The 20453-nt window shown below is 69.8% G+C and carries 9 protein-coding genes; 3 read left to right on the forward strand and 6 right to left on the reverse strand.

What is annotated here, in order from left to right; genetic code table 11:
- Positions 1 to 44 precede the first annotated feature (44 nt).
- A complete protein-coding gene (locus tag OHB04_RS08350) occupies positions 45 to 1529 on the forward strand; it encodes a serine/threonine-protein kinase (protein ID WP_326807188.1) in 1485 nt (494 codons plus the stop codon).
- Between the two features lie 83 nt (positions 1530 to 1612).
- Here the strand turns inward: OHB04_RS08350 and OHB04_RS08355 are convergent, their stop codons facing one another.
- From OHB04_RS08355 to OHB04_RS08365, 3 genes are all read right to left on the reverse strand, one after another.
- Complete coding sequence (locus OHB04_RS08355; RefSeq protein ID WP_326807189.1) at positions 1613 to 3643, reverse strand: N-6 DNA methylase; 2031 nt, start codon at positions 3641 to 3643, stop codon at positions 1613 to 1615.
- A 179-nt stretch (positions 3644 to 3822) separates the two neighbouring features.
- The gene (locus OHB04_RS08360) at positions 3823 to 5976 is read right to left on the reverse strand and encodes a UvrD-helicase domain-containing protein (protein WP_326807190.1); all 2154 of its coding nucleotides are present in this window, start codon (positions 5974 to 5976) and stop codon (positions 3823 to 3825) included.
- A 71-nt stretch (positions 5977 to 6047) separates the two neighbouring features.
- On the reverse strand, positions 6048 to 6497 hold the full coding sequence (locus OHB04_RS08365) for an ATP-binding protein (protein WP_326807191.1): 450 nt from the start codon (positions 6495 to 6497) through the stop codon (positions 6048 to 6050).
- 188 nt (positions 6498 to 6685) lie between these two features.
- Between OHB04_RS08365 and OHB04_RS08370 the strand changes: the two genes are divergently transcribed.
- Together OHB04_RS08370 and OHB04_RS08375 are read left to right on the forward strand one after the other, a co-directional pair.
- Complete coding sequence (locus tag OHB04_RS08370; protein WP_326807192.1) at positions 6686 to 7549, forward strand: helix-turn-helix domain-containing protein; 864 nt, start codon at positions 6686 to 6688, stop codon at positions 7547 to 7549.
- Positions 7546 to 7749: a DUF397 domain-containing protein gene (locus OHB04_RS08375; protein ID WP_326807193.1), complete on the forward strand. Its 204-nt coding sequence runs from the start codon at positions 7546 to 7548 to the stop codon at positions 7747 to 7749. The genes OHB04_RS08370 and OHB04_RS08375 overlap by 4 nt, the downstream gene beginning before the upstream one ends.
- 25 nt (positions 7750 to 7774) lie before the next feature.
- Here OHB04_RS08375 and OHB04_RS08380 read toward each other — a convergent pair whose 3' ends face one another.
- From OHB04_RS08380 to OHB04_RS08390, 3 genes are all read right to left on the reverse strand, one after another.
- On the reverse strand, positions 7775 to 11899 hold the full coding sequence (locus tag OHB04_RS08380) for an Eco57I restriction-modification methylase domain-containing protein (RefSeq protein ID WP_326807194.1): 4125 nt from the start codon (positions 11897 to 11899) through the stop codon (positions 7775 to 7777).
- Positions 11896 to 14883 carry a helicase-related protein gene (locus tag OHB04_RS08385; protein WP_326807195.1) on the reverse strand — a complete coding sequence of 996 codons (2988 nt, stop codon included), beginning with the start codon at positions 14881 to 14883 and terminating at the stop codon, positions 11896 to 11898. The genes OHB04_RS08380 and OHB04_RS08385 overlap by 4 nt, the downstream gene beginning before the upstream one ends.
- Positions 14884 to 15043: 160 nt before the next feature.
- Positions 15044 to 20326, reverse strand: coding sequence for a DEAD/DEAH box helicase (locus OHB04_RS08390; RefSeq protein ID WP_442815081.1), 5283 nt, complete (start codon positions 20324 to 20326; stop codon positions 15044 to 15046).
- Positions 20327 to 20453 lie beyond the last annotated feature (127 nt).

Here is a 20453-nt window from a genome sequence, read left to right on the forward strand (position 1 = left end):
TACTCTGGTGCGCGAGACGATGCAGGCGTACGAAGGGGTGCGCGGTGAGCGCAGAGGAACACAGGCCCGGCGCAAGGGAACTGGTCGACGGGCGGTACGAGTTGGACACGCCCCTGGGCCGGGGCGGCATGGCTCAGGTATGGCAGGCTTGTGAGGTGTCCACCGGCCGGAACGTGGCGGTCAAGTTCCTCCGCCTGGACTCAGAGGACCTGCGCCGACTCGACACGCGCGAGCTGCGGGCCGAGCTCGCTGTGCTTTATGCGCGGTTCCGGCGCGAGGCCGAGCTCCTCAGCAGCCTCGACCATTCGGGCATCCCGGAGCTGTACGGACATGGCCTGCACCGGGACATGCCGTACATCGCCATGCGCTTGGTGACCGGTGTGACGCTGCGGTCCTTCCTCGACGAGCACAACACCCTCCCTCTCGCCCCGGCGATCGCCGTCGCCGCACAGGCGGCGGAGGCGCTAGCCTGCGCGCACACCCACCCTGTCGTGCACCGGGACCTCAAACCGCAGAACATCATGATCGACGACGAAGGGGTGGTCACCCTCATCGACTTCGGCATCGCCAAGCCGCTGCGCGCCGACGCGACGCGGTACACGGCGCACGGCTCGACACTGGGCAGCCGCGGATACCAGGCACCCGAGCAGATCATGGAGAAGGAACCCACTGCCCGGACGGACATATATTCCTTCGGCTGTGTCGTCTACGAACTCCTCGCAGGCCGCCCACCGTTCCCGCTCGGCGAGGACTCCGGCCTGATCGGCAAGCACCTCTATGAGGACCCTCCCCCGCCGGGCGTGTACACCGCTGGGGTCCCCGAGGCCCTTGACGATCTGGTACTGCGCATGCTCGACAAGGTCCCCGAGCGGCGCCCCGCCATCGGCGAAGTCCTGGACGTCTTCGCACCGTTCTGCCCCCGGCCGGGTGATCCGGAACCTCGCCCCCGCACCCACCCGGACCCTACCGCCCCCTGCCGGCGACCGAAGGACCGATCGGTGGCCTCCCGGCCGGTCGCCGCCGCGCCTCCGTCTCCTTCCAGTCCGGGCCAGGACGAATGGCTCGACGTTCGCGTGGTGCAACAGCTTTGCGCAACGGCCGAGCAGGAGCTCTATGAGGGGGAGCCGGGCGAGGCCACCCGCAGCCTCCAGGGGATGACGGGGCGCGTCCGCCAAGAATGGGGATCCCGTCGTCCTCTCGTTCGCCGCGTGTGGCGGCTGGCGGCGGACGGGCTCCGGTTGGCCGGTGACTTCGGGGCCGCGGCACCTCTCTACCAGGACATCGACAGCGGTCTCCTGCACGGTGAAGGGCCGGCCGAGCGGGCCGAGCGGGCTGTCCTCCGGCTACGGGTCGCGGAGTGCCGGCTCGCCTTCGGCGAGATGGCGGCGGCGATCGAGGCGGTCCAGGCGGCAGGGCATACGGCCGCTGGCCTGCCCGCGCCGTACGCGACGCGGGTGGAGGACGAACGACGCGCTGTGGACGAGCAGATCACGGCCCGGCTCGCCGACCCCGAAAGCACGGACCTGTGAGGGGCGGGCGCGCGTTGCGGGGGCGCGCGATGCATGGAGCCCGGCACGCGAACGCGGACAAGTGACGAAAGAGCCCGGCGCTTCTACTCCCCGCCCGACAGCCGTCCGGCCGCCAGCTCGTCACCGAGCCCGCGGGCAAGTCCCCTCCCGAGAGCGTGTGTTCGAAGCACCATCTGCTCGAACTCGGCCAGTTCCCGGAACGCCGCCCCGTAACGGCGCTGCTCGACGAGGGGCACCTGGCGGACCTGTAGTCGCCGGACGTCGATCCGGGAGGAGCTCGTCGTGTGCGTTCCGGCCTGCCTGGCGTTGGCCGGGGCCCGCAGTGAGCCGGCCAGGAACCAGGCGTCGAGCTGATCGGGGTGCACCCGTACGGCGTGCAATTGAGGGCCGAGTACCGTCGGCTGCCCCTCATGGACCCAGGCCGAGAACGCCCGTGCCACTCCGACGACCACGACCTCTCCGGGTTCGGCCACCACGGCCCCGGATGCCCGCACGTCCTCGGGCGCGAGCCAGCCGCGGGACTCGCCCTCCGTGTACAGGTCGGGGACGGTGAGCAGGGGGACTCCGTCGCCGGGCGGCTGCCCTTCGCCCACTGTTCCCTCGGGTGGTTGCTGACCGCTGCGGAGAGTGAGGGCCCCGGCACGGGTGAGTTCGGCGACTGTGGTCGCCGTCGGCGTCTCCGTCGCATCGGCCGTGAGGTTGAGCGCCGCGAGCCGGCCGCAGGACGTGCCCAGGTCGGTGACCAGTTTCCCGAACTCCTGCCAGGATTTCGCCAGTCGGAGTGCTGTGTCCGAGGAGGACGGGGCGATATGGCGCCCCGGAGTGAGGTCGACCTCGTGGTCGAGAAGGTCGATCACGGGCACTCTGGTCACGTAGTCGGAGGCCCCGGCCTCGGACTCCCCCCGCGAGTCCCGCGAGTCCGGCGCAGCGAAGGCGTCGCGCACGAACGACCCGATCGCCCCCCAGTCCGGGGTGGCCTCGCGGCCCGGGGTACGCGGGAAGCGGGAAGCCGCGTCAGCCAACAGGAGCCTCTCTCCAGCCCGCGGTCCTTCCTTCGGAACGGGGGTTCTCAGAACCCACAGATGCAACGAGACGCTGTGCGGCGCCGCGCACCCCGGTGGCAGCGCGACGACGGCCCGCAGGTGTCCGGTGCGCAACAGCGACCCCCGGATGCGCCGGCCCGCCTTCCGGGCCGCCACCGCGGGGGGCAGCAGCAGTACGGCGCTCCCGCCAGGCCGCAGCCGAGCCAGGCAGTGCTGGACCCAGGCGAGTTCGGGTTCGGTGCGCGGGGGCAGACCGTGGCTCCAACGTGCATCGGTGGCCAGCTCCTCGTATCCCCAGTCGCGTTCGTTGAAGGGGGGGTTGCACAGAACGATGTCGGCGGCGGTGCCGGCGAAGGGGTCGGTACGCAGGGAGTCGGCGGACCGTACATCGATCAGTGGCGCAGCCGCTTCACGGGCCGCGAATCCGAGCCGTAGGCGCACGTCCGTCAGCGCGGAAAGGACCGGGTCGCGGTCACCGCCGATCAGGGCCGCAGCGCCCGCCACGGCAGAAAGCAGATGGCCGGTGCCGCAGGCCGGGTCCATGACCGTCACACCGCCTCCGTCGTCCAGCGGTCGTGTGGCCGCACGCAGGGCCAGGTCCGCCATGAGGGTGGCCAGCGGCGCCGGGGTCGTCACGATCTGCCGCACATGGAGGTCGAGCCATCGGCGCAGCAGGAACTCGAAGGTCTCCGTTCCCCCGTCGCGCCGCCCGGCCTCCACCGCCTTCTCGATCAGACAGCGCGCGTCATCCGGAAACCCACCGCCCGCTGCCCCGAGCCCAGCGAGCCGACGCCCCACTTCCGTGATGGCGAACCCGGTCTCGTCACGTCCTCCGAGCGCCTCGAACTGGGGCCAGAGCCACTCCCGTTCCGCGGACTCCTTGAACTTTCCGTTCTCGCGGAGCCATGCCTCGACCTCGCCCATGGAGAATTGCGGACTCACATCCGTGCCGCTGATCCGCTCCGGGAACGTGGCATGACGCCGCCGCCAGTTGCTCACCGCGGCCCGCCCCACACCCGCGAGGCGGGCGATTTCGGCCAAGGTCACCGGTACAACACGCGACGACGACATCTGCACTCCCAGGCACTTTCGATCGAGCGAGGACCATCCCTCTGCGAGGGGCTCAGGATCAAGCCACCCATGCCCTCCGATGCCGTCAGGCTACTATGCCCATTGACTTTGTTCACAGGCCGTACACGACGGTCGCGCACCCCCTCCACCCCTACGGCCCTTACTGTGCCGCCCCGCGCTCACCTCACTCCGTCGAGGAACTCGCTCGGCCGACCGCTGTATGACGCGTAGAGCCCCTCCCTGGCCCGGGTGCAGGCCACGAACAGCAGACACCGCTCGGCCGCCAGGTCCGTCGCATGCTGCAACCGGTCCACTCCGAGCGGCGTCACCGCGGCCTGGAGCGGAAAGGCGGAGGCCGTCACCCCGGCCACGGCCACACAACGGAACTCCAGCCCCTTGAGACTGTGCAGGCTCGACACCCGGACCCCCACCGTGTCCTCCGGGTCACCGTCCTTCACCTGTACGACCGGCAGCCCGGCCTCGTCGAGCCGGTCTCCCAGGCGCGCGGTCCGGGTGTGGAAGCGGGCGCAGACCGCGATCTCGGAAGGGGCTACACCTGCCTCCACCCAGTCGAGGACGCGCCGGACCACGGCCTCGTCCTCAGCCTGCTCCGTGCCGTGCCCCTCGCACACGGGCTGCGCCCCGTGCAGCAGCGAGCGGTATCCGGCCAGTGAGTCCCGGTCGTCCCCGGTCAGGTCGGCGACCGGTTCCCCGTCGAGCAGCGCCCGGGACCAGCGCAGGATCTCCTCCGTGGAACGGTAGTTGAGCCGCAGCCGGGCCCCGCGCCCGGTGACGGAGATCCCGAGTGAGCGCAGCGAGACCCGCGCGTCGTAGATCCGCTGGTGCGGGTCGCCGGTGACGAAGAGGTCGTCAGGACCCTCCGGGACCAGGGCCCGGAGCAGACGCCACTGTGCGGGGTGCAGGTCCTGCGCCTCATCCACCACCACATGGTCGTACGCGGGGCCCTCGCCGGGCTTGTCCCGCAGCAGCCGTGCGGCCTGGGCGCACAGCTGGAGCCAGGTGCAGGCCCGGTCGCGGTCGAGCTCGTCCTCGAACCGCGCCACGGCTTGCCATATGCGCTCCCGCTGCGCCCGCCCGAGGGCACTGCCGCGTCCGCGCCGCAGACAGTCGCGGTACTCGCTGTGAGCGCGCAGGTCCTGCGCCAGGACGACGTGCCGGTACTCCTGGGCGAGAAAGGCGTCGTTCCAAGGTAGTTCGAGCGTGCGGGCCAGTCGCTGCCAGCGGAGCCGCTCGTCCTTGTCGCCGAGGGCCGTGCCGGGATTGCCGCTCAGCTTCCGCACGGTGCGCTGGGCGAGCGCGTCGACGGTGGTGACGGTGACGCGGCCGAGGAGCGCCCGGTCGTGGTCGAGAAGGAGCGCGAGCCCGCTGCGCAGCGAACGGGCAAGTGCGCCGGTGTACGTCGTGAGCAGGATGCGGGAGTCGGGCGAGCGGCCGAGGAGGTGCTTGACCCGGTGCAGGGCGACGACGGTCTTCCCGGTGCCGGGCCCTCCGGTGATCTGGGCGGGGCCCGCGTAGCTGGGCCGGTAGGCGATGCGCCGCTGGGCGGGGTGAAGAAAGACTCGCCAGGCGTCGAAGGGCTTGGCGAGGATGTCGGCGAGTTCCTCAGGCCCTGTGACCAGGGCGATCCGGCTTCGGGTGCGACCGACGGCGGTGGCCAGCTCGCCCTGTGCCGTAGCCCCGTCGTCGGACGTGCTCTCCCGGGCGGTGACGGCGACCAGGTCGCGGTAGATGTCTTCGGCCTTGAACCCCTCGGCGAGCAGCCAGAGCGCCTCGAACTGGTCCTCGGGCATCAGCGAGCCGAATGCCTCCAGCTGCGCTTTGCCGGTGATGGTGCGGGCGGCGCGAAGGGTGACGTCGTCGACGCCGAGATGCCCGAGCACGCTGTCCGACCAGGAGGCGAACAGGAGTTGAGGCGCGGCCTCCGCCTCCTGCGCGAAGAGCGGGGTGACCTGTTCCATGGCGGTCAGATCGCGCACTTCGAGGCAACGCGTCACGGCATTGACCGTGTAGAGCCGGCGCTTGGCCCAGGAGTACGCCTTGTCGTGGGAGACCACGTGCACGAAGACGAAGACGTCGCTGCCGTCGTCGGGGGCGAGCAGTACGATGCGCAGCCCGTCGTCGACGCGGATGGTACGCATACGCGGGTCGCGCGAGCCGACCACCGACTCCAGGTGAAGCCCCTTGTCCGCGTGGAGCTGATGGGTGGTCAACTGCTGAAACTTCCCCATCGCCTTGTGGACCCGGGCGCGGGCCGGCTTGTCGAGCCGGTCCACGCCCTCCCAGAAGGTGTTGGTGATCGCGATCTGCGGCATGCCCCACTCCTTCGCCAAGGTCCGCCATCAAGGCGGGCGTTGACTCAGTTTACGCACTCGCGCCACTCTTTTCACCGACGGCACATGGCCCACACGGTCTTCCCGCCCGGATGGTGCGCCCGCACTCCCCAGCCGTCCGCCAGTGCCTCGACGAGGAACAGTCCGCGCCCCGACTCGCCCCCCGCGTCCGGACACTTCACCGGCTGCTGGCCCCTATGGGCGTCGGTGACCTCTACCCATAGCTCCGTCACGTCGAGCGTGACGACGAGCCGCGCGTCACGGCCGCGCACCTGGCCGTGCAGGGCGGCGTTCGCCGCCAGCTCGGCGATGAGGAGGGACGCGGTGCCCGCGAGATCGCCGTCGCCGGACTCCTCCGGTGAAAGCTGATCCGCGAGCCACCTCTCGGCGGCGTGCCGCGCGCCATGGGCGCCGAGCCGGGTGGTGCGGAAGAGGCTGCTGAAATGCATGTTGCGCGCGGCCGTGCGGGGTTCACGGGTAGCGGGCACAGATTCCTGGTTCACCTCACCGAGCGTGACGGAACGACTCTATGGTGGCGAGTAGCCCATCCAGTACGGAGGGTGACTGTCCGGTCATGCAGGCAGGCTGTCCGGGCGGACGGGGATGTTGTACGGGATGACGACCGTGACCTCGGTCGACGGTGGTCGGTAGTCGGACCGGTGACAAGCACAGAGCGGGTGGTGGGTGGGCGATGGCGGCACGACCGGAGTGGGACACCGAGGACCCGGCGGGCTCGGAGGAGGTGGCGGACCTGTTCCGGGCCATCGGCCGACAGATCAAGGCCGCACGCGAGCGGGCCGGGATGAGCCAGAAGGAACTGGGCAAGCGGACCGGGTACGGCGAGGAGCAGATCTCGTCCATGGAACGGGGACGCCGCACACCGCAGCCGGAGTTCTTGGTGGCGGTAGATGAACTGCTGAACTGCGGTGGGTTGTTGGCGGTCGCGGCGGAGGATGTGGAGCGTGCGAAGACACGGCGGCGGGTGCGGCATCCGGAATGGTTCCGGGACTATGCGAAGTTGGAGACGAAGGCGGTCGAGCTGTGCTTCTACAGCACGCTGACAGTGCCGGGACTTTTGCAGACGGAGGCGTACGCGCGGACGACGTTCGCGGTACGGCAGCCGCTGCTCGACGAGGAGACCATCGAGCAACGGGTAGCCGCGAGGCTGGAACGGCAGAGCATCTTGTCGAACTGGCCTCCGCCCATGGTGACTGCGGTGATCGAGGAGTCCGTACTCCACCGCCTGATCGGTGGCACGGACGTGCAGCGCGGACAGCTGAAGCATCTGCTGGAGCTTGCCGGTCTACGCAACGTGTCCATCCAGGTGCTGCCGATGAGTTGCCAGGATCATGCGGGCATGGACGGCCCATTCATCCTGCTCACGCCCAAGGGGCGGCCACAGCTGGCGTATATGGAAGTTCAGCACGTCAGCAAGCTGGTCACAGATCCGGACGAGGTCCGTATCCTGGCGGCGCGATACGGCAATATCAGAAGCCAGGCATGCACTCCACACGAGTCCCTGGACCTGATCGAGAGGATGCTGGGAGAACGATGACCTACGAGCAGCCCGCACGGCTCCACTGGTTCAAGAGCAGCTATAGCGGTGGGGAAGGCGGCGAGTGCGTCGAGGTCGCCGCCGACCGGGCCGCGATCCATGTACGGGACTCCAAGGAGCGCGGCGGCCCGCAGCTCGCCTTCGCCCGCGCCACGTGGGCCGGATTCGTCGCCGACCTCGGGCGGGGACGGTCCAACTGACCGTCCCCGCCCGTGCGTCCTTCGCTCAGGCTTCGTGGCGAGGCCCCTTGCCCGGCGGCGGGTCCAGCAACGTCTGGTACGCGCCGCCGGTCTTGCGGGCCTCTTCCATGCGGTCGTAGGCGTCGAGGATGAGGTCGCGAGTGCGGTAGGTGCCGTGGGCGGCTTCATCCTCACGCTTGACCACGGGGAAGGTCCCCATGATGTACGCCGCGTCATCACAGCCGACGCCGTACAGACGGAACAGAGCGGCATCCAGCTCCGCCCGGAGCAGTTCACGACGTTCGCTGTTCCACCGGAACGGCAGGCCGGTGTAACCCAGTTGCTTGGCCAAGTCCGTCATGTCTCTGCTAGTCCAGGCCAGCTCGACCACTCGGTCGATGAACCAACCGGTCCCGCCGTACGCCTCGGCGAAGTCGGAGAGCTCAGGAACCGGTAGCTGGTACAGGTAGCCGTATGTCAGGTGTGTACCGGCGATCTTCTGTCGGATCACGTAGTCGAAAACGTACGACGACAGGCACCCCTGCAAGAGGACTGCGGCCTCAGCGTTCGTCGGGAACATGAGTGGGGTGGTGTGACCGACACCGTATGGCGGCAGCATCGTGGCCATGGTCGTCCGCGTATCTGTCGACCGCGCGATGTCTCGCCACCCCATCAGCCATCCGTTCCACCACTCCCGCTCAGCAAGCCGCGACCTCACCCCCAGCCACATGATCCGGTTCCCCTTCTTGTCCCGCTTCCCTGAATCCACGTCGAGCTCCGGCACCCAGTACCGGGGCAGCGGGGCGAAGTCTCGGTCGTCGTGCTGTTCCGGAGTCACCCGCGGCAGGGTGCCCACGTTGGCCTGGGCCTCGGTCTGGCCCTCGTACGTACCCAGTCGGTGGTCGAAATGGTGGAGCATCTTCGCCTCGTACAGCGGGAGATAGCGCTGGCTGTCGGAGGGGTGGGTGAAGACGTTCCCGGTGAGCTTCCAGCCCTCGGCCTCCAACACCGCCTTCCCCCGGAACAGGTGCGAGTCGTTGGACATGTCGAACATGCGCATGAAGGTCAGGCCCCACGGGTTCGTGGCGCCCTTCCCCCACTCGTCCGGCTCGCGCTTGAGGACCGGGACCCTCCGGTAGATGCCGAGGGTGATCTCCGCGTCGCGTCGGGTGCGGAACACCGGGAGGGTGCCCGTGTTGGGATTGACGCGGAGGATCTCCTCCGGCGGCATGGCGAAACGGCGCTCGTCGAGGTCCGCCATGTGCCGGGTGCCGAAGGCGAAGGATGCCTGGTCCACCGTCTCGCCGCGCCCTGTCACGGTCAGCAGCGAGAAGCGGACCCGGTGGTCCACGTCCCGGCTGAGGATGAACGCCTCGTTCTCGAAGTCCAGGAACGAGGCGAGCCGTGCGGTGCGGACCAGGTCGGAGAAGAACGGTGCCGTCGTTGCGTCCGTGGCGATGCCCGTCGGCAGGACGAGGCCGAAACGTCCGGTGGGGGCGACGCCGAGCGAGGCAGCCTCGGCGAAGACCGCGTACGTGTTGACGTCGCCGCGTCCGGCGAGCGGGAAGCGGCCCGAGGCGCGCAATAGGTGGCTGACGCCCTCGGAGACACGGCGCGCGGCGATGAACTCGGCGTGCAGCCGCCGGTCCGCCTCCTCCTCGCTCTCGGCGAGCGCGTCGATCATGCGCTCGCGGGCCGCCTTGTTCGCCGCTGTGGCGATCTTCTCGTCGCGGGTGGCGAAGAACTCCTGTTCCTGGAGCTTGACCCGCTCCCACGGCGGATTCCCCAGCACACAGCTGAACCCGCCCTTCCATCCCACCCGTTCGTCCACCCCCGGCGCCGCCGGGTCGGCCGGGGCGCGGAACACCTCGGGGAACTCCAGGTGCCAGTGGAAGAAGCGGTACTCCTTACGCAGCCGGGTCACCTCCTCCACCGTGCCCTCGGGCAGGCTCGCGCCGCCGTCGGCGGAGTGCAGAGCGAGCAGGGAGTCCGTGGTGAGTGCGGGAGGGGCGGCCCGCTCGGTCTTCCGCCAGACGAACGCCGCACACCACGCGTCGGCCAGACCCAGAGCGCGGACGTAGTCCTTGGAGGTGGTGAGTGCCTGGTAGGCGCGGGCCTGCCGCTGGACGTCCTCAAGTTCCTCGGAAGTCGCGTGCGTGATCGCCGAAACCGCCTCCCCCAGCTCCGCGTTGGGGTCGGTGAGCACGTCGGCCTCGGCGAAGAGCGCGTCCTGGCTGGCACCGTGCCGCAGCGCCGCGAGCCACCGCTCCCGCTCGTCCGCGTTACGGGCTTTGAGGTTCCTGACCCACTTGGACTCGTCGCCCTCCAGGACCTTGAACGCCTCGTCAGGGAGGCCGCCTGCCAGAAGCTTGGGTGTCGTCCCGAGCAGGCCGTTCCCGCACTTGATGTGGGCATCGAGGAAGGTGAGCGGGCGGCCCGGTTCCATGGCCTCGATCCACAGCGAGACCTTGGCCAGCTCGACGGCCATCGGGTTGAGGTCGACGCCGTACACGCAGCGGGAGATGACGTCGCGCAGGGCGTGCCGTACGTCTTCGGCCCCGGGCTCCGGGTCGTCGGCCCGGATCTCCGCGAGACGGCGGGCGATCCGGCGGGCCCCGGCGACCAGGAAGTGGCCGCTGCCGCAGGCGGGGTCGCAGATGGTGAGGGCGAGCAGGGCCGCCTCGCGTTCCTCCTTGGTGGTGCCGGAGCGGGCAGCCTTGTCGATGACCGGGTCGAGGGCGGAGTCGAGGAGGCAGTCGATCAGCGGGGAGGGGGTGTAGTAGGAGCCGGAGGTCTTGCGGTCGTTGCCCTCCAGCTTCTTCAGGATGTAGGCGCCGGCGTCGTCCTGGCGGGGTTCTAGTTCGAGCAGGGACTCGTAGACCGAGCCGAGCTCGTCCGCGCCCAGGTGCCGGTAGTCGACCTTGCGGGGGCGGCCCAGCTTGACGTCGAAGATGACCGCGAGGGCCTTGACCGCCTCGTACAGGGACTGGTTGGTGAGGCTGAGGCCGTCGAGGCGGCGGTCGGTGTCGGTGGGTTCGAAGAGACCACCGAGTGCGGGCAGGCCCAGCTCGGGGCGTCCTCCGGGCTCACCGAGGCCCTTGAAGACGAGGTTGAGGGCCTCCCACTGGTCGCCGTGGGGGGTGCCGGTGCGGCGGGACAAGCGGCGCAGCCGGGCGGTGGAGAAGTACTTCTCGTAGGTCTCCCGGGGGTCCTTGCCGGCTTCCGGGTCCAGGAGCAGACCGCGGTCCTCGGTGACGAAGAGGAAGAGCAGCCGGTAGACGAGGCGGAGGAGGGCGGGGTGGAGGTCGCGGACCGTGGTCCGGCGTGTGCGGAGTTCCTCGCGCAGCGGCGCGTTGTCGGGGTGGGTGAGCAGCCCGTCGCCGATCACGGTGAGGGCCGTCTCGACGCCCTTGCGGAGTTCCTTGAGGGCACGGGTGCCGGAGTCGATGGCCTCGGTGCGCCACTTCTCCAGCGGGCAGCTCGCGGCCGGTTCGCCCTCGAAGCGGGTGCGGTGCAGCAGCCGCCACAGCAGGACGAAGTCGTCGGAGCGGTTGCCCTCGAAGATGGCCTGGAGGTCGAACTCGATGTACGCGGCGCCGGTCAGCGACGCGGACTCGCGCAGCAGGCGCAGCTGACGACCGTTGGACAGGACACCCCACAGGGTCCGCTCGCCGGAGCGGTTGAGGTACTCCTGCGCCATGGACTGCGGGGCCTGCGGGGCGACTCCGGGGGTGCGGCTGTCCAGGGGCACGTTCCAGCCGGTGAAGTGCACCGGCACATGTGCCCACGCGTGGCTGACGGGGAAGTCCTTCACCTCGTCGTGGGAGGGCAGGCCCGGCAGGGGCACTGCAGGGAGCGCGCCGAAGCCGAGCTGCTCGAAGAGGGGCAGCAGCCAGCGCTCGGTGGTGAGGCCGACCGCGTGCACGCCCGGGTCGGTGTCCGCGCCGTCGCGGGCCAGGGCGTCCTGGTAGGCGGCCCAGACACCGCGCAGGTAGCCCCAGGAGCGTTCGGCGGCGTCCCGGACGGACTCGCCCTTGGCGAAGAGGCGGTAGTCGGCGGGCTTGCTGCCCGACTGCTCCTTACCCTCCTTGATCCGTACCAGCAGGTCGTACGGGAGAAGGCCGCCGACGGTGGCGGCGGTGTCGGTGACCAGGGTCCTGGCGAGGCTCATGCGTCCGCTCCCAGCTGGATCGTGGCGGCCGGGCGGTAGAGGAAGACGCCGAGGATGTCCGGGTCGCCCTGCGGGGTGACCTTGAGACCTGCCAGGCGGGCCTTGGAGGCGCTGCGGACGCGGTGGTGCGACGCTTCGAGGTCCTTCGCGGCGGCGGCGGACCGGATGCGGAGTTCACCCATCAGGTCCGCGTCCAGGGCGGCGAGAATCCCGGTGATGTGGTCGGTGGCGAACGCCGGATCGGAGTTGCCGGTGGCGCGGGCGTCGAGGAGCGCCAGGGCCTCTTCCTCCGAGAGCCACTGGGGGGATTCGGGCCTGCCGTGGAAGGCGACCACCCGGGCGTCCTCGGCGAGTTGGGGGTGCACCCCGCCCGCGCGGGTCGGCAGGTTCAGCTGGAAGCGGTGCCGGACGAGCAGCATGGTGGTGGGCCGCGTGACGGCGGTCGTGCGGACCACGCCGCAGCGGCGGGCCGGGCGCTGCCAGGTTGGAAACTTCTCGTCCAGGGCGGCGTCGAGGACGAAACGCGCCGTGGCGGCCACCACCGGGTCGGTGCGGGTGAGGGCAGCCTCGCCGGGCGGGGCGCTCGGTGCGTCGTGGAAGACGACCGGTCGGGGGTGGCGGGGGCCGAGCGCGGCGGTGACGGTGTCCCGCAGCCCCTGTGGCAGCGCTTCGGTGTGTGCGGTGAAGCCACCCTGCTTGCGGTCGGCGGGCACGCCGCGCAGGGCACCGAGCGCGCGGCGGGTGAAGTCCCTGACCTCCTCGCCGGTGCCGAGCGCGGCGCGGATCTCGGCGACTTCGGCGGCCACTTCCTCCTTCTTGATCGCGTTCTGGGCGTAGCGGGACCGGGATGCCTTCTCGTTCTCCGCAGAGGACTCCCAGGCGATCTCCAACTGCTCCGCGGCCTGCGCCTGCTCCCTTTCGAAGAGTCCCTCCTGCTCGAAGGCGGGCGTCTCGCCGTGCAGGATCAGTTCCTCGAAGACCGCCTGCATGGCGCTCTCGGCCTGCTGCGGTACTGGGACGGAGATACCGGTGGCCCGGCGGATGTGCTCGTGCTTGCGCAGCAGCACCTTGAGGACGATCTCGTCGACGGGGTTGTCGGCGCCGTACAGGGTGAGCGCCTTGACGGTGTCGGTGCGTTGACCGAAGCGGTCCACGCGGCCTTCGCGCTGCTCGTGCCGGGTCGGGTTCCATGCCAGGTCGAAGTGGACGACGGCGTCGAAGGACTCCTGGAGGTTGACGCCCTCGGACAGACAGTCGGTCGCCACCAGGACGCGCCGCTCGGGCGCCGGGTCGCCGTTCTCGTCGGCACCGGTCAGTTCGGCGATCCGGGTGATGCGCATGTCGGGAGAGAGCTCGCTGGTGACCGAGGCGACGGCGACCTGGCGCTTGGCTCCCTTCTTGTTGAACGTCTTTTCCAGGTGCCCGGCCACGTAGTCGGAAGTCGCGATGTAACGGCAGAACACGATGGGCCGGTAGCCGTCATCCAGGAGATCGGTGACCGTCGCCACCAGCTTCTTCAGCTTGGTGTCGCGGGTGGGCCCGGCGAGCTTCTGGGCGGCCTCGGCCATGGCGATCAGGCGGGCCCGCTCCTCCTCGCCGATGGTGTCGCCCTCAGCGTCGTCCGCGACATCGGCGGTGTCTCCGGCCGTGTCCTCGGTGGCCTTCGGCAGGAGGGTGCCCGGGACCTCGTCCGCGGACTTCTCGGCGTCGCTGTCGGCCGGGTCGGACACCGTCTGCTGCCCGGTGCGGTCCGCCTCGTCGGGTGTGCCCGCCTCCTGGACGCCGGCGCGGGTGTGCAGGGAGCGGACGGCAGCCGCAGGCGAGGAGGACAGCGTGCGCAGCAGCGCCAGCGTCGACCACCAGCGCTGGCGCTGCTGGAGCGCGCCGTCGGCGGATCGTACGGTCTCCCGGGCGTACGCCAGGACCTCGCCGAGGAGCCTGCGGTAGTCGCGGTGCAAGGAGTAGGAGACCTCTGCGGAGTCCCGGGTGGACGGGAAGTGCGCGCCGTCCTGGAAGTCCTCGCGGATGTCGGCGCGGCGGCGCTGCACGAAGAACTCGGCGAGCAGTTTGCGACCCGCCACGGTGTCGAAGCTGACCGTGGCCAGCTGGGGATCGAGCAGCCCGAGCAGCCGGCGGAAGGGCTCTTCCTTTCCGCTGTGCGGGGTGGCGGTGACCAGGAGCAGATGCCGGGCGTCGTCGTCGGCGAGAGTGCGCAGCAGCCCGTACCGCTGCTGCGAGGTGCGGGTCGGCGTCCGGGCGGTCGAGTCCGCGACGCAGGTGTGTGCCTCGTCGGCGATCACCAGGCCGGGACAGTTGCGCAGGAAGTCCTCGCGGTGCCGGGGCGACTTGATGAAATCGGTGGACACGACGTACGTGCCGTCCGGACGGAACACCGACTTTCCGTACGGCGTCTCACGCTCCAGGCGGCCGATGGTGGCGGGCAGCACCAACTGGGCTTCGATGCCGAACTTGTCGTGCAGCTCGGACCGCCACTGCTCGGCGAGCGCGGGCGAGCAGAGCACCACCAGTCCGTGGGCGTCGCCCTGGGCGAGCAGCTCGGCGGCGATCAGCCCCGCCTCGATCGTCTTGCCGATCCCCACGTCGTCGGCGATCAGCAGCCTCACCGTGTCCTGGCGCAGCGCCATCATGAGCGGCACGAGCTGGTACGGACGCGGATCCACCGCGATTGACGCCAGCGACCTGAAGGGTCCGGCCCCCGCCCGGAACCCGATACGCAGGGCGGTGCGCAACAGTCCTGCTGTGTGCTGGTCGCCCAGGTCGGAAGGCGTGGGCGGCGCGAACGTGGCGGGCACCACGGTCTCCAGGCCCGGTAGCACGCCCGCGATGTCGACGTCGGCTCCGCCCAGCGGACGCAGCACGAACAGCTCTGAGGTGGAGTCGGGCAGCACCACCCACTCGCGGCCCCGGGCGTGGACGAGGGAGCCGACGGCGTAGGGCGGAGCCGACTTGGCGGCGGTGGTCATACGGGCCTTCCGGGGCGGATGTCGTGGGCGGGAGACGGGGTGGAGCGGAACGGGGCGACAGACTGGGCCGGGCCACGGCGCGGCGGGACGGGCGCAGGCGACGGAAACGGCACCGCCCGGCAGGGTACGGACCAGAGCCCGCACCCTGCCCGGCCCCGTTTCAGCGGCGCGCTTCGCCGAACACCTGAGGGTACTCGGCGACCTTCTTCGACCAGTCGTCGTCGTAGCGGATGCGGATCACGTCCCAGCCGATCTCCTTGAGCCGCTCGGCCGCCTCCTCGTCGCGGAGCGTGATGTCGGAGAGGTCGTGGTGCGGCCCGTCGACGAAGACCGCGACCGGCCCGAACCCCGTGTCGTACACGAAGTCCGGCTTGGACAGCGCGGCGCTCACCTTGATCTGCTGATGGTCGGGGAGTCGGTGGCCGTGGGACCCGAGATAGTCGACAAAGCGCGCCTCCAGGCGGGAGTCGGCGCCCTCCTTGAGCGAGACGGCGTGTTCGTCCCGGGTCCGTCCCGGGGTGCTGTCGCCGACCGATCCGTCCGCGAATGCCTGGAGCAGCTCGCCCACCAGGCGACGGTCGATGGAGCGGTGATGGCGCTGGTTGCCGAAGGAGAGGAGGCAGTCGTAGCAGCCCTGCACGCAGGGGTCACCGTTGGTCTTCTCGTCGCCCCGGTCGCGGCCGTGCTGGTCGAAGTGGGCAATCTCCAGGGCCTTTCGGGCGGCACGAGCCAGCGCGTCGGACTCGGCCTGGAGGCGGCGCAGCACCCCCGCGCCGCCCTCGGCGCTCTCGATGAACAGCAGCCGTTCGCGCGGCCCCTCCCAAGGCGGCAGCTCCTCGGTGTCGAGCTCGGAGTCCTCCAGCTGGAACTCCGCCTCGATGCCCCGCTCCAGGGCGTACTGGAGGGTGACGGCGGTGTCCCGGTCGACCGGCTCCGCCAGCTTGACGACGAGGATGTTCCGGGTGTCCTGCACGTACGGGATCACGGGAACCTTGCGGTTGGCCTTCTCCGCGTCCGCGAGGCCCTCCTGCTCCTCGGGGGTTTCCCGGCCGGGCCCCGCCCCGCCCGGCTTGGAGGTGGAGCCCGCGAGCCACTGTCCGCTCACCGGGTCCATCCAGAAACCGATCTCGCCCTTCGCGACGGACCGGCGGTAGCCCAGGTTGGTGAGCCGGACGGTGGCGCTGTCGCCATACGCGAGCTCCGCGAGGCTCTTACCGGAGATGTCCTGGGCCTTGGCCTGGAGCGAGCCGTCTCGACCGTCCTCGTGCCTCTTGAACCGGTAGGAGATCTCCACCCGGTAGCCGGTGCGCTGGCGCTCCTCCTCGTCGGAGGAGATCCGGTCGCGGCGGTGGGTGAAAACGGTGTGCAGGTGCAACAGGCCGGTCCGCGCGTCGCCCAGGGTGCTGGTGCAGCCGGGACAGGTGTCCTCGCGGAGGTCCTCAGAGGACAGATATCCGCAGCGCCCGCAGACCTTGGCGCTCTCTGTGGTCAGTTCACCGGCGGTGTCCGGCGGAAGCTGCACACGGTCCACCTTGTAGCGGCTGCCCTCGTGGTAGATCAGTGCACCGGGACCGAACTCGCGGATCGCGATGAACCGGGACCGTTGCAGGTAGTCGCCGTCGTAGCCCCGGCTGTTGCGACCAGTGCCCGGGATGAAGGCGGCGAGCGGCAGACGGGGGAAGGAATAGCCGGGCAGGAACCCCTCGGAGGCGAAATACCGGTAAGGGTAGAAGTCGGACATCACGGTGCGCTCGCCGCCCTGATCGTTGCGGAGCAGTCCGAGCTGGGCCTCGGCCTGGGCGCGGCGGCGCTTGGCCTGGTCCTTGGAGCGGCCGGTGGCGGTGCGGTTGAGGATGTTGTCGTGCTGGATCTCGCGTTCTTCCAGCGCCCGTTGGAAGAGGGTCGTCCAGCGCTCGGTGGCCTTGCGGAAGCTGCCCGGCGCGGTCTCGACGGTCTGCTCCAGCCACTGCTCGTGCCACCAGGAGGTGGAGCGGAGGACATTGAGGCATCCGGCCAGCACCGTGCGGGCCCGGACCAGCGCGCGACGCTGGGCGTCACGGTTGTCGATCTGCTCGGCCACGGAGGGCAGCACGGTGAGCGAGGGGGTCTTGCCGTCGGAGTCGAGCAACTTGGTCATCGAGCGCCCGAGTTCCAGACCTGTCTCGGCGAGCCAGATGGCGTGGACGTGCGAGGCGAGCAGGTCCTCGTTGCCCAGATCCAGGCGCGGTGGCGCGACGGCTCCGGCGACCATCTGATCACGCCGGCCGAAGTAGTACTGGTCGTGGCTGTTGCCGGTCGCGCAGTACGTGGTGACGAGGGCGGGCTGGCCGCTGCGTCCGGCGCGGCCCGAGCGCTGTGCGTAATTGGCGGGTGTGGGCGGCACATTGCGCAGACTGACCGCGTTCAGGCTCTTGATGTCGACGCCGAGCTCCATCGTCGGCGAGCAGTACAGCAGCGGCAGCCGGGTACCGCGGCTGAACAGGTCCTCACGTTCCTGGCGCAGCTCCGGGTGGACCTGTGCGGTGTGTTCGGCGGCGTGCAGCCCGGCGAAGGTGGCGGCGATGTTCTGGTAGAGGCCCTTGAAGAACCCGTTGACCCGCGGGCCCCGTTCGTCGCGGTAGGTGCGGCGCAGCCGGTCCACCGCGCCGTGCTCGTCGTCGCGGGCGTGCCAGCGGATCACCGTGTGATTGATCTGGTATCCGGGCTCCTCGCCCCTGCCCTGGGAGATCTCGGTCAGTACGCCCCCGCCCGCCAGGACGGTGAGGAGATCGCGGATCACGTCCTGGGCCTCGTCGAGGGAGAGACCGTGGCCCCACTCGGGGAAGGTGGTGGGCTTGCGGACGTGGCGGCCGAAGGCGCCGCGACCCGTGAGGTTCAGCTCGCTGCGGCCACGGCCTGTGCGTCCCGGACGTCCCGCGCGGGGAACGGCGACACCGGGCGCGGGCGGCGCGGACTCGGTCTCGGCGACCGCCCAGGCGTCGTTGAGTTTGGCGGACTCCTTGCGCAGCTCGGCGAACTTGGCCTCGGTGAAGTACGGGGTGTCCACGGCCCGCTGGCGGCGCAGCTCGTCCATGAGGATCTTGGACAGCTGCGCACGGACGGTGGGCGCAGCGCTCCGCAGCGGGCCTGCCGCGTCGTTCCACCGCTCTTCGTCTCCGGCGATCTCGTCCAGTCCCGCGTACTCCAGGCCGAGCAGACCGGTCTGCTCCAGGTTGGGCATGGTGACGCGCCAGCCACGCTCCAGGTCAAGGAAGAGCCGGTACTCGGCGATGGCGGCCAACGCTTCGAGGGTGGCCTCCGCCAGCGATTCCACCTCGGTCGGATTGGCCGCGTACTCGTGGCGGGACAGCCCCATCACCGCCACCACTTCCTCGCCGAGCCGCTTCCAGCGCAGCCCCTTGTCACCGGCAGCGGCCATCGCACGGTAGAGGGCGCCCCGCAGCTGGGTGACCATGACGAAATCGTTGAAGTGCCCCGACTGCAGGCTGGCGTCCTGCCGGTTGTCGACGAAGGTGAGCAACTTCCGTGCGTCTGTGTCGAGTTCCGACTCGGGAAGGCTCTTGAGGTGACGCACGATCGAGGCGCTGACGACCGAGGTGGCCGTGGAGCGCCCTTCCTGATCGAGGGTCATGAGCTTGGCGAAGTCCCGCTCCTTGACCTGTTCGTAGCCAACCCCGCACTCCAGGCAGAAGAGGAACGGAGCGGGCAGGTAGGCGGCGTACAGGCCGCCGTTCGTCCGGTCCCCGCCCGTACCGTCCGGACGCACCCATACCGGCTGCGGCGCCCGCTTCCGGCGGCTGGCGGTGAGCGCCGGTGCGCCCTTCTTCTCGTCGAAGGTGAGCCAGCTGTCCGGGAAGCGTCGCTGCTCGATGGCGTCCCCGACCTTCTCGGGCCAGGGGTTGACGGAGGAGATGTACAGGTAGCCCTGCTCGTCGTCCTCATCCTCGCGGGTACGGAACAGCACACCGCCGTCGTCGCGCTGTTCACGGGCCACCGTCAGGTACTCCTGCCCGCACTCACGGCAGAAGGAGAGCGGGAGCAGCAGCTTCTCGGGAGCGTTCGGGACGCGCTGCTGATAGGTGCGGGTGATGTGGCGATCACGTTCCTGCTCCAGCGAGACGTAAACAGAACCGCCTTTGGACAGGAACTGGTGCAGCCGGAAGGCGAACAGCGGGCGGTCGCTCGCAGGGGGGCAGGCACGCGAACCCGCCTGGAGCGTGGTCCGAATACTCTCCGTGCAAGCGGTGTACCACTTTTCCTCGGGGTCGCTCTCCTCGATATCGAAGGCTTCGGCGCGAAGGCGCCGGGCGGCGGCCTCGACGGTCACAGGCTCCGCGCGTACCAGCAGCCTGCTGCCGTCCTCGTCCTCGGTCTCGACCAGCCCGAAGGCCCTCTCGATCCAGCGGGCCAACGCATCATCGGCAAGCTGCTCGTACTCCGTCGGCGGAGCGTTATTTCTTACGCACGCGGCGAGTTCGGCCGCCGTCGGATCAGTGTCGCTGGTGGCCCGTACGAGGGTCTCGCCGACGACATTCTCCGGCAAGATCTTCTTGTCGAAGAGGGTCGAGGCAACATCGGCAACGTCACGGCGGCGCGAGGCAGGGGTGCCGCCGGTGGCCATGGTGGCGGAGGTGCCGACGCACTGGAGGTCTGGTGACTCGCACGCCTCGCGCACCCGCCGCACCAGCAGGGCGACATCGGCGCCCTGCCGGCCACGGTAGGTGTGCAGCTCGTCGAGAACGAGGAAGCGCAGCCCCTTGGCGCGGCCGATGAGGTTCATCCGCTCTCCGGGGCGGGTGAGCATCAGCTCCAGCATCACGTAGTTGGTGAGCAGGATGTCCGGCGGCGAGGCGAGGACGGCGTCCTTGTCGGCCTGGCTCTCCTGGCCGGTGTAGCGGGCGTAGGTGACCGGCTCGTTCCTCTCGCCGTACCCGGCGGTCAGGAACTTCTTCAGCTCGCGCTCCTGGCTGTTGGCCAGGGCGTTCATGGGATAGACGATGATCGCCTTGATGCCGGGGGCCGCACCGGCCTCCTTGTCGCGCAGCACTCGGTCGACGATGGGCACGATGTAGCCGAGGCTCTTCCCGGAGCCGGTGCCGGTCGTCAGGACGAAGGAACACTTCGACCGCGCTGCCTCGATCGCTTCCCGCTGATGCTGATGGAAGCGGATGGGGCGGTCCGTGCCGTCCCGCTTCTCCTTGCCCGTCCGGAAGATCTTCGCGCACTCCGGGTGCAGCGGTCCGGAGTCGGCCGCGAGGTCGTCGACGGAACCGCCGGGCGCGAAACTCGGATTGAGGGACAGGTAGGGGTCGGGCCACTGGTCGCCGTCGGCAAGCGACTTCGACACCTTCTCGTCGATCCGCGGATCGTCGATCACCACCGAACCGGAGGTGTACTCCTTGTAGTCCCGGATGAGCCGCCGATGCACCTCGAAGACGTCCACGTGATCCTCACTCGCTCCCGTCACGGTCCGCACGTCACGCTAGTCGCCGGCCGACCATTGTGCGCCGTACTCGCATTGATCGATGACGCACATGAGACCATGCGACTGTGAACTGAGTCAATGAATA

The organism is Streptomyces sp. NBC_01775 (assembly GCF_035917675.1).
In the GTDB taxonomy this organism is placed as follows: Bacteria; Actinomycetota; Actinomycetes; order Streptomycetales; family Streptomycetaceae; genus Streptomyces.

Excerpts from the sequence above, each read along its gene's own strand:
- OHB04_RS08380 (WP_326807194.1), bottom strand. The coding sequence starts at position 11,899 with ATGAGCCTCGCCAGGACCCTGGTCACCGACACCGCCGCCACCGTCGGC.
- OHB04_RS08370 (WP_326807192.1), top strand. The coding sequence starts at position 6,686 with ATGGCGGCACGACCGGAGTGGGACACCGAGGACCCGGCGGGCTCGGAG.
- OHB04_RS08385 (WP_326807195.1), bottom strand. The coding sequence starts at position 14,883 with ATGACCACCGCCGCCAAGTCGGCTCCGCCCTACGCCGTCGGCTCCCTC.
- OHB04_RS08355 (WP_326807189.1), bottom strand. The coding sequence starts at position 3,643 with ATGTCGTCGTCGCGTGTTGTACCGGTGACCTTGGCCGAAATCGCCCGC.
- OHB04_RS08375 (WP_326807193.1), top strand. The coding sequence starts at position 7,546 with ATGACCTACGAGCAGCCCGCACGGCTCCACTGGTTCAAGAGCAGCTAT.
- OHB04_RS08360 (WP_326807190.1), bottom strand. The coding sequence starts at position 5,976 with ATGCCGCAGATCGCGATCACCAACACCTTCTGGGAGGGCGTGGACCGG.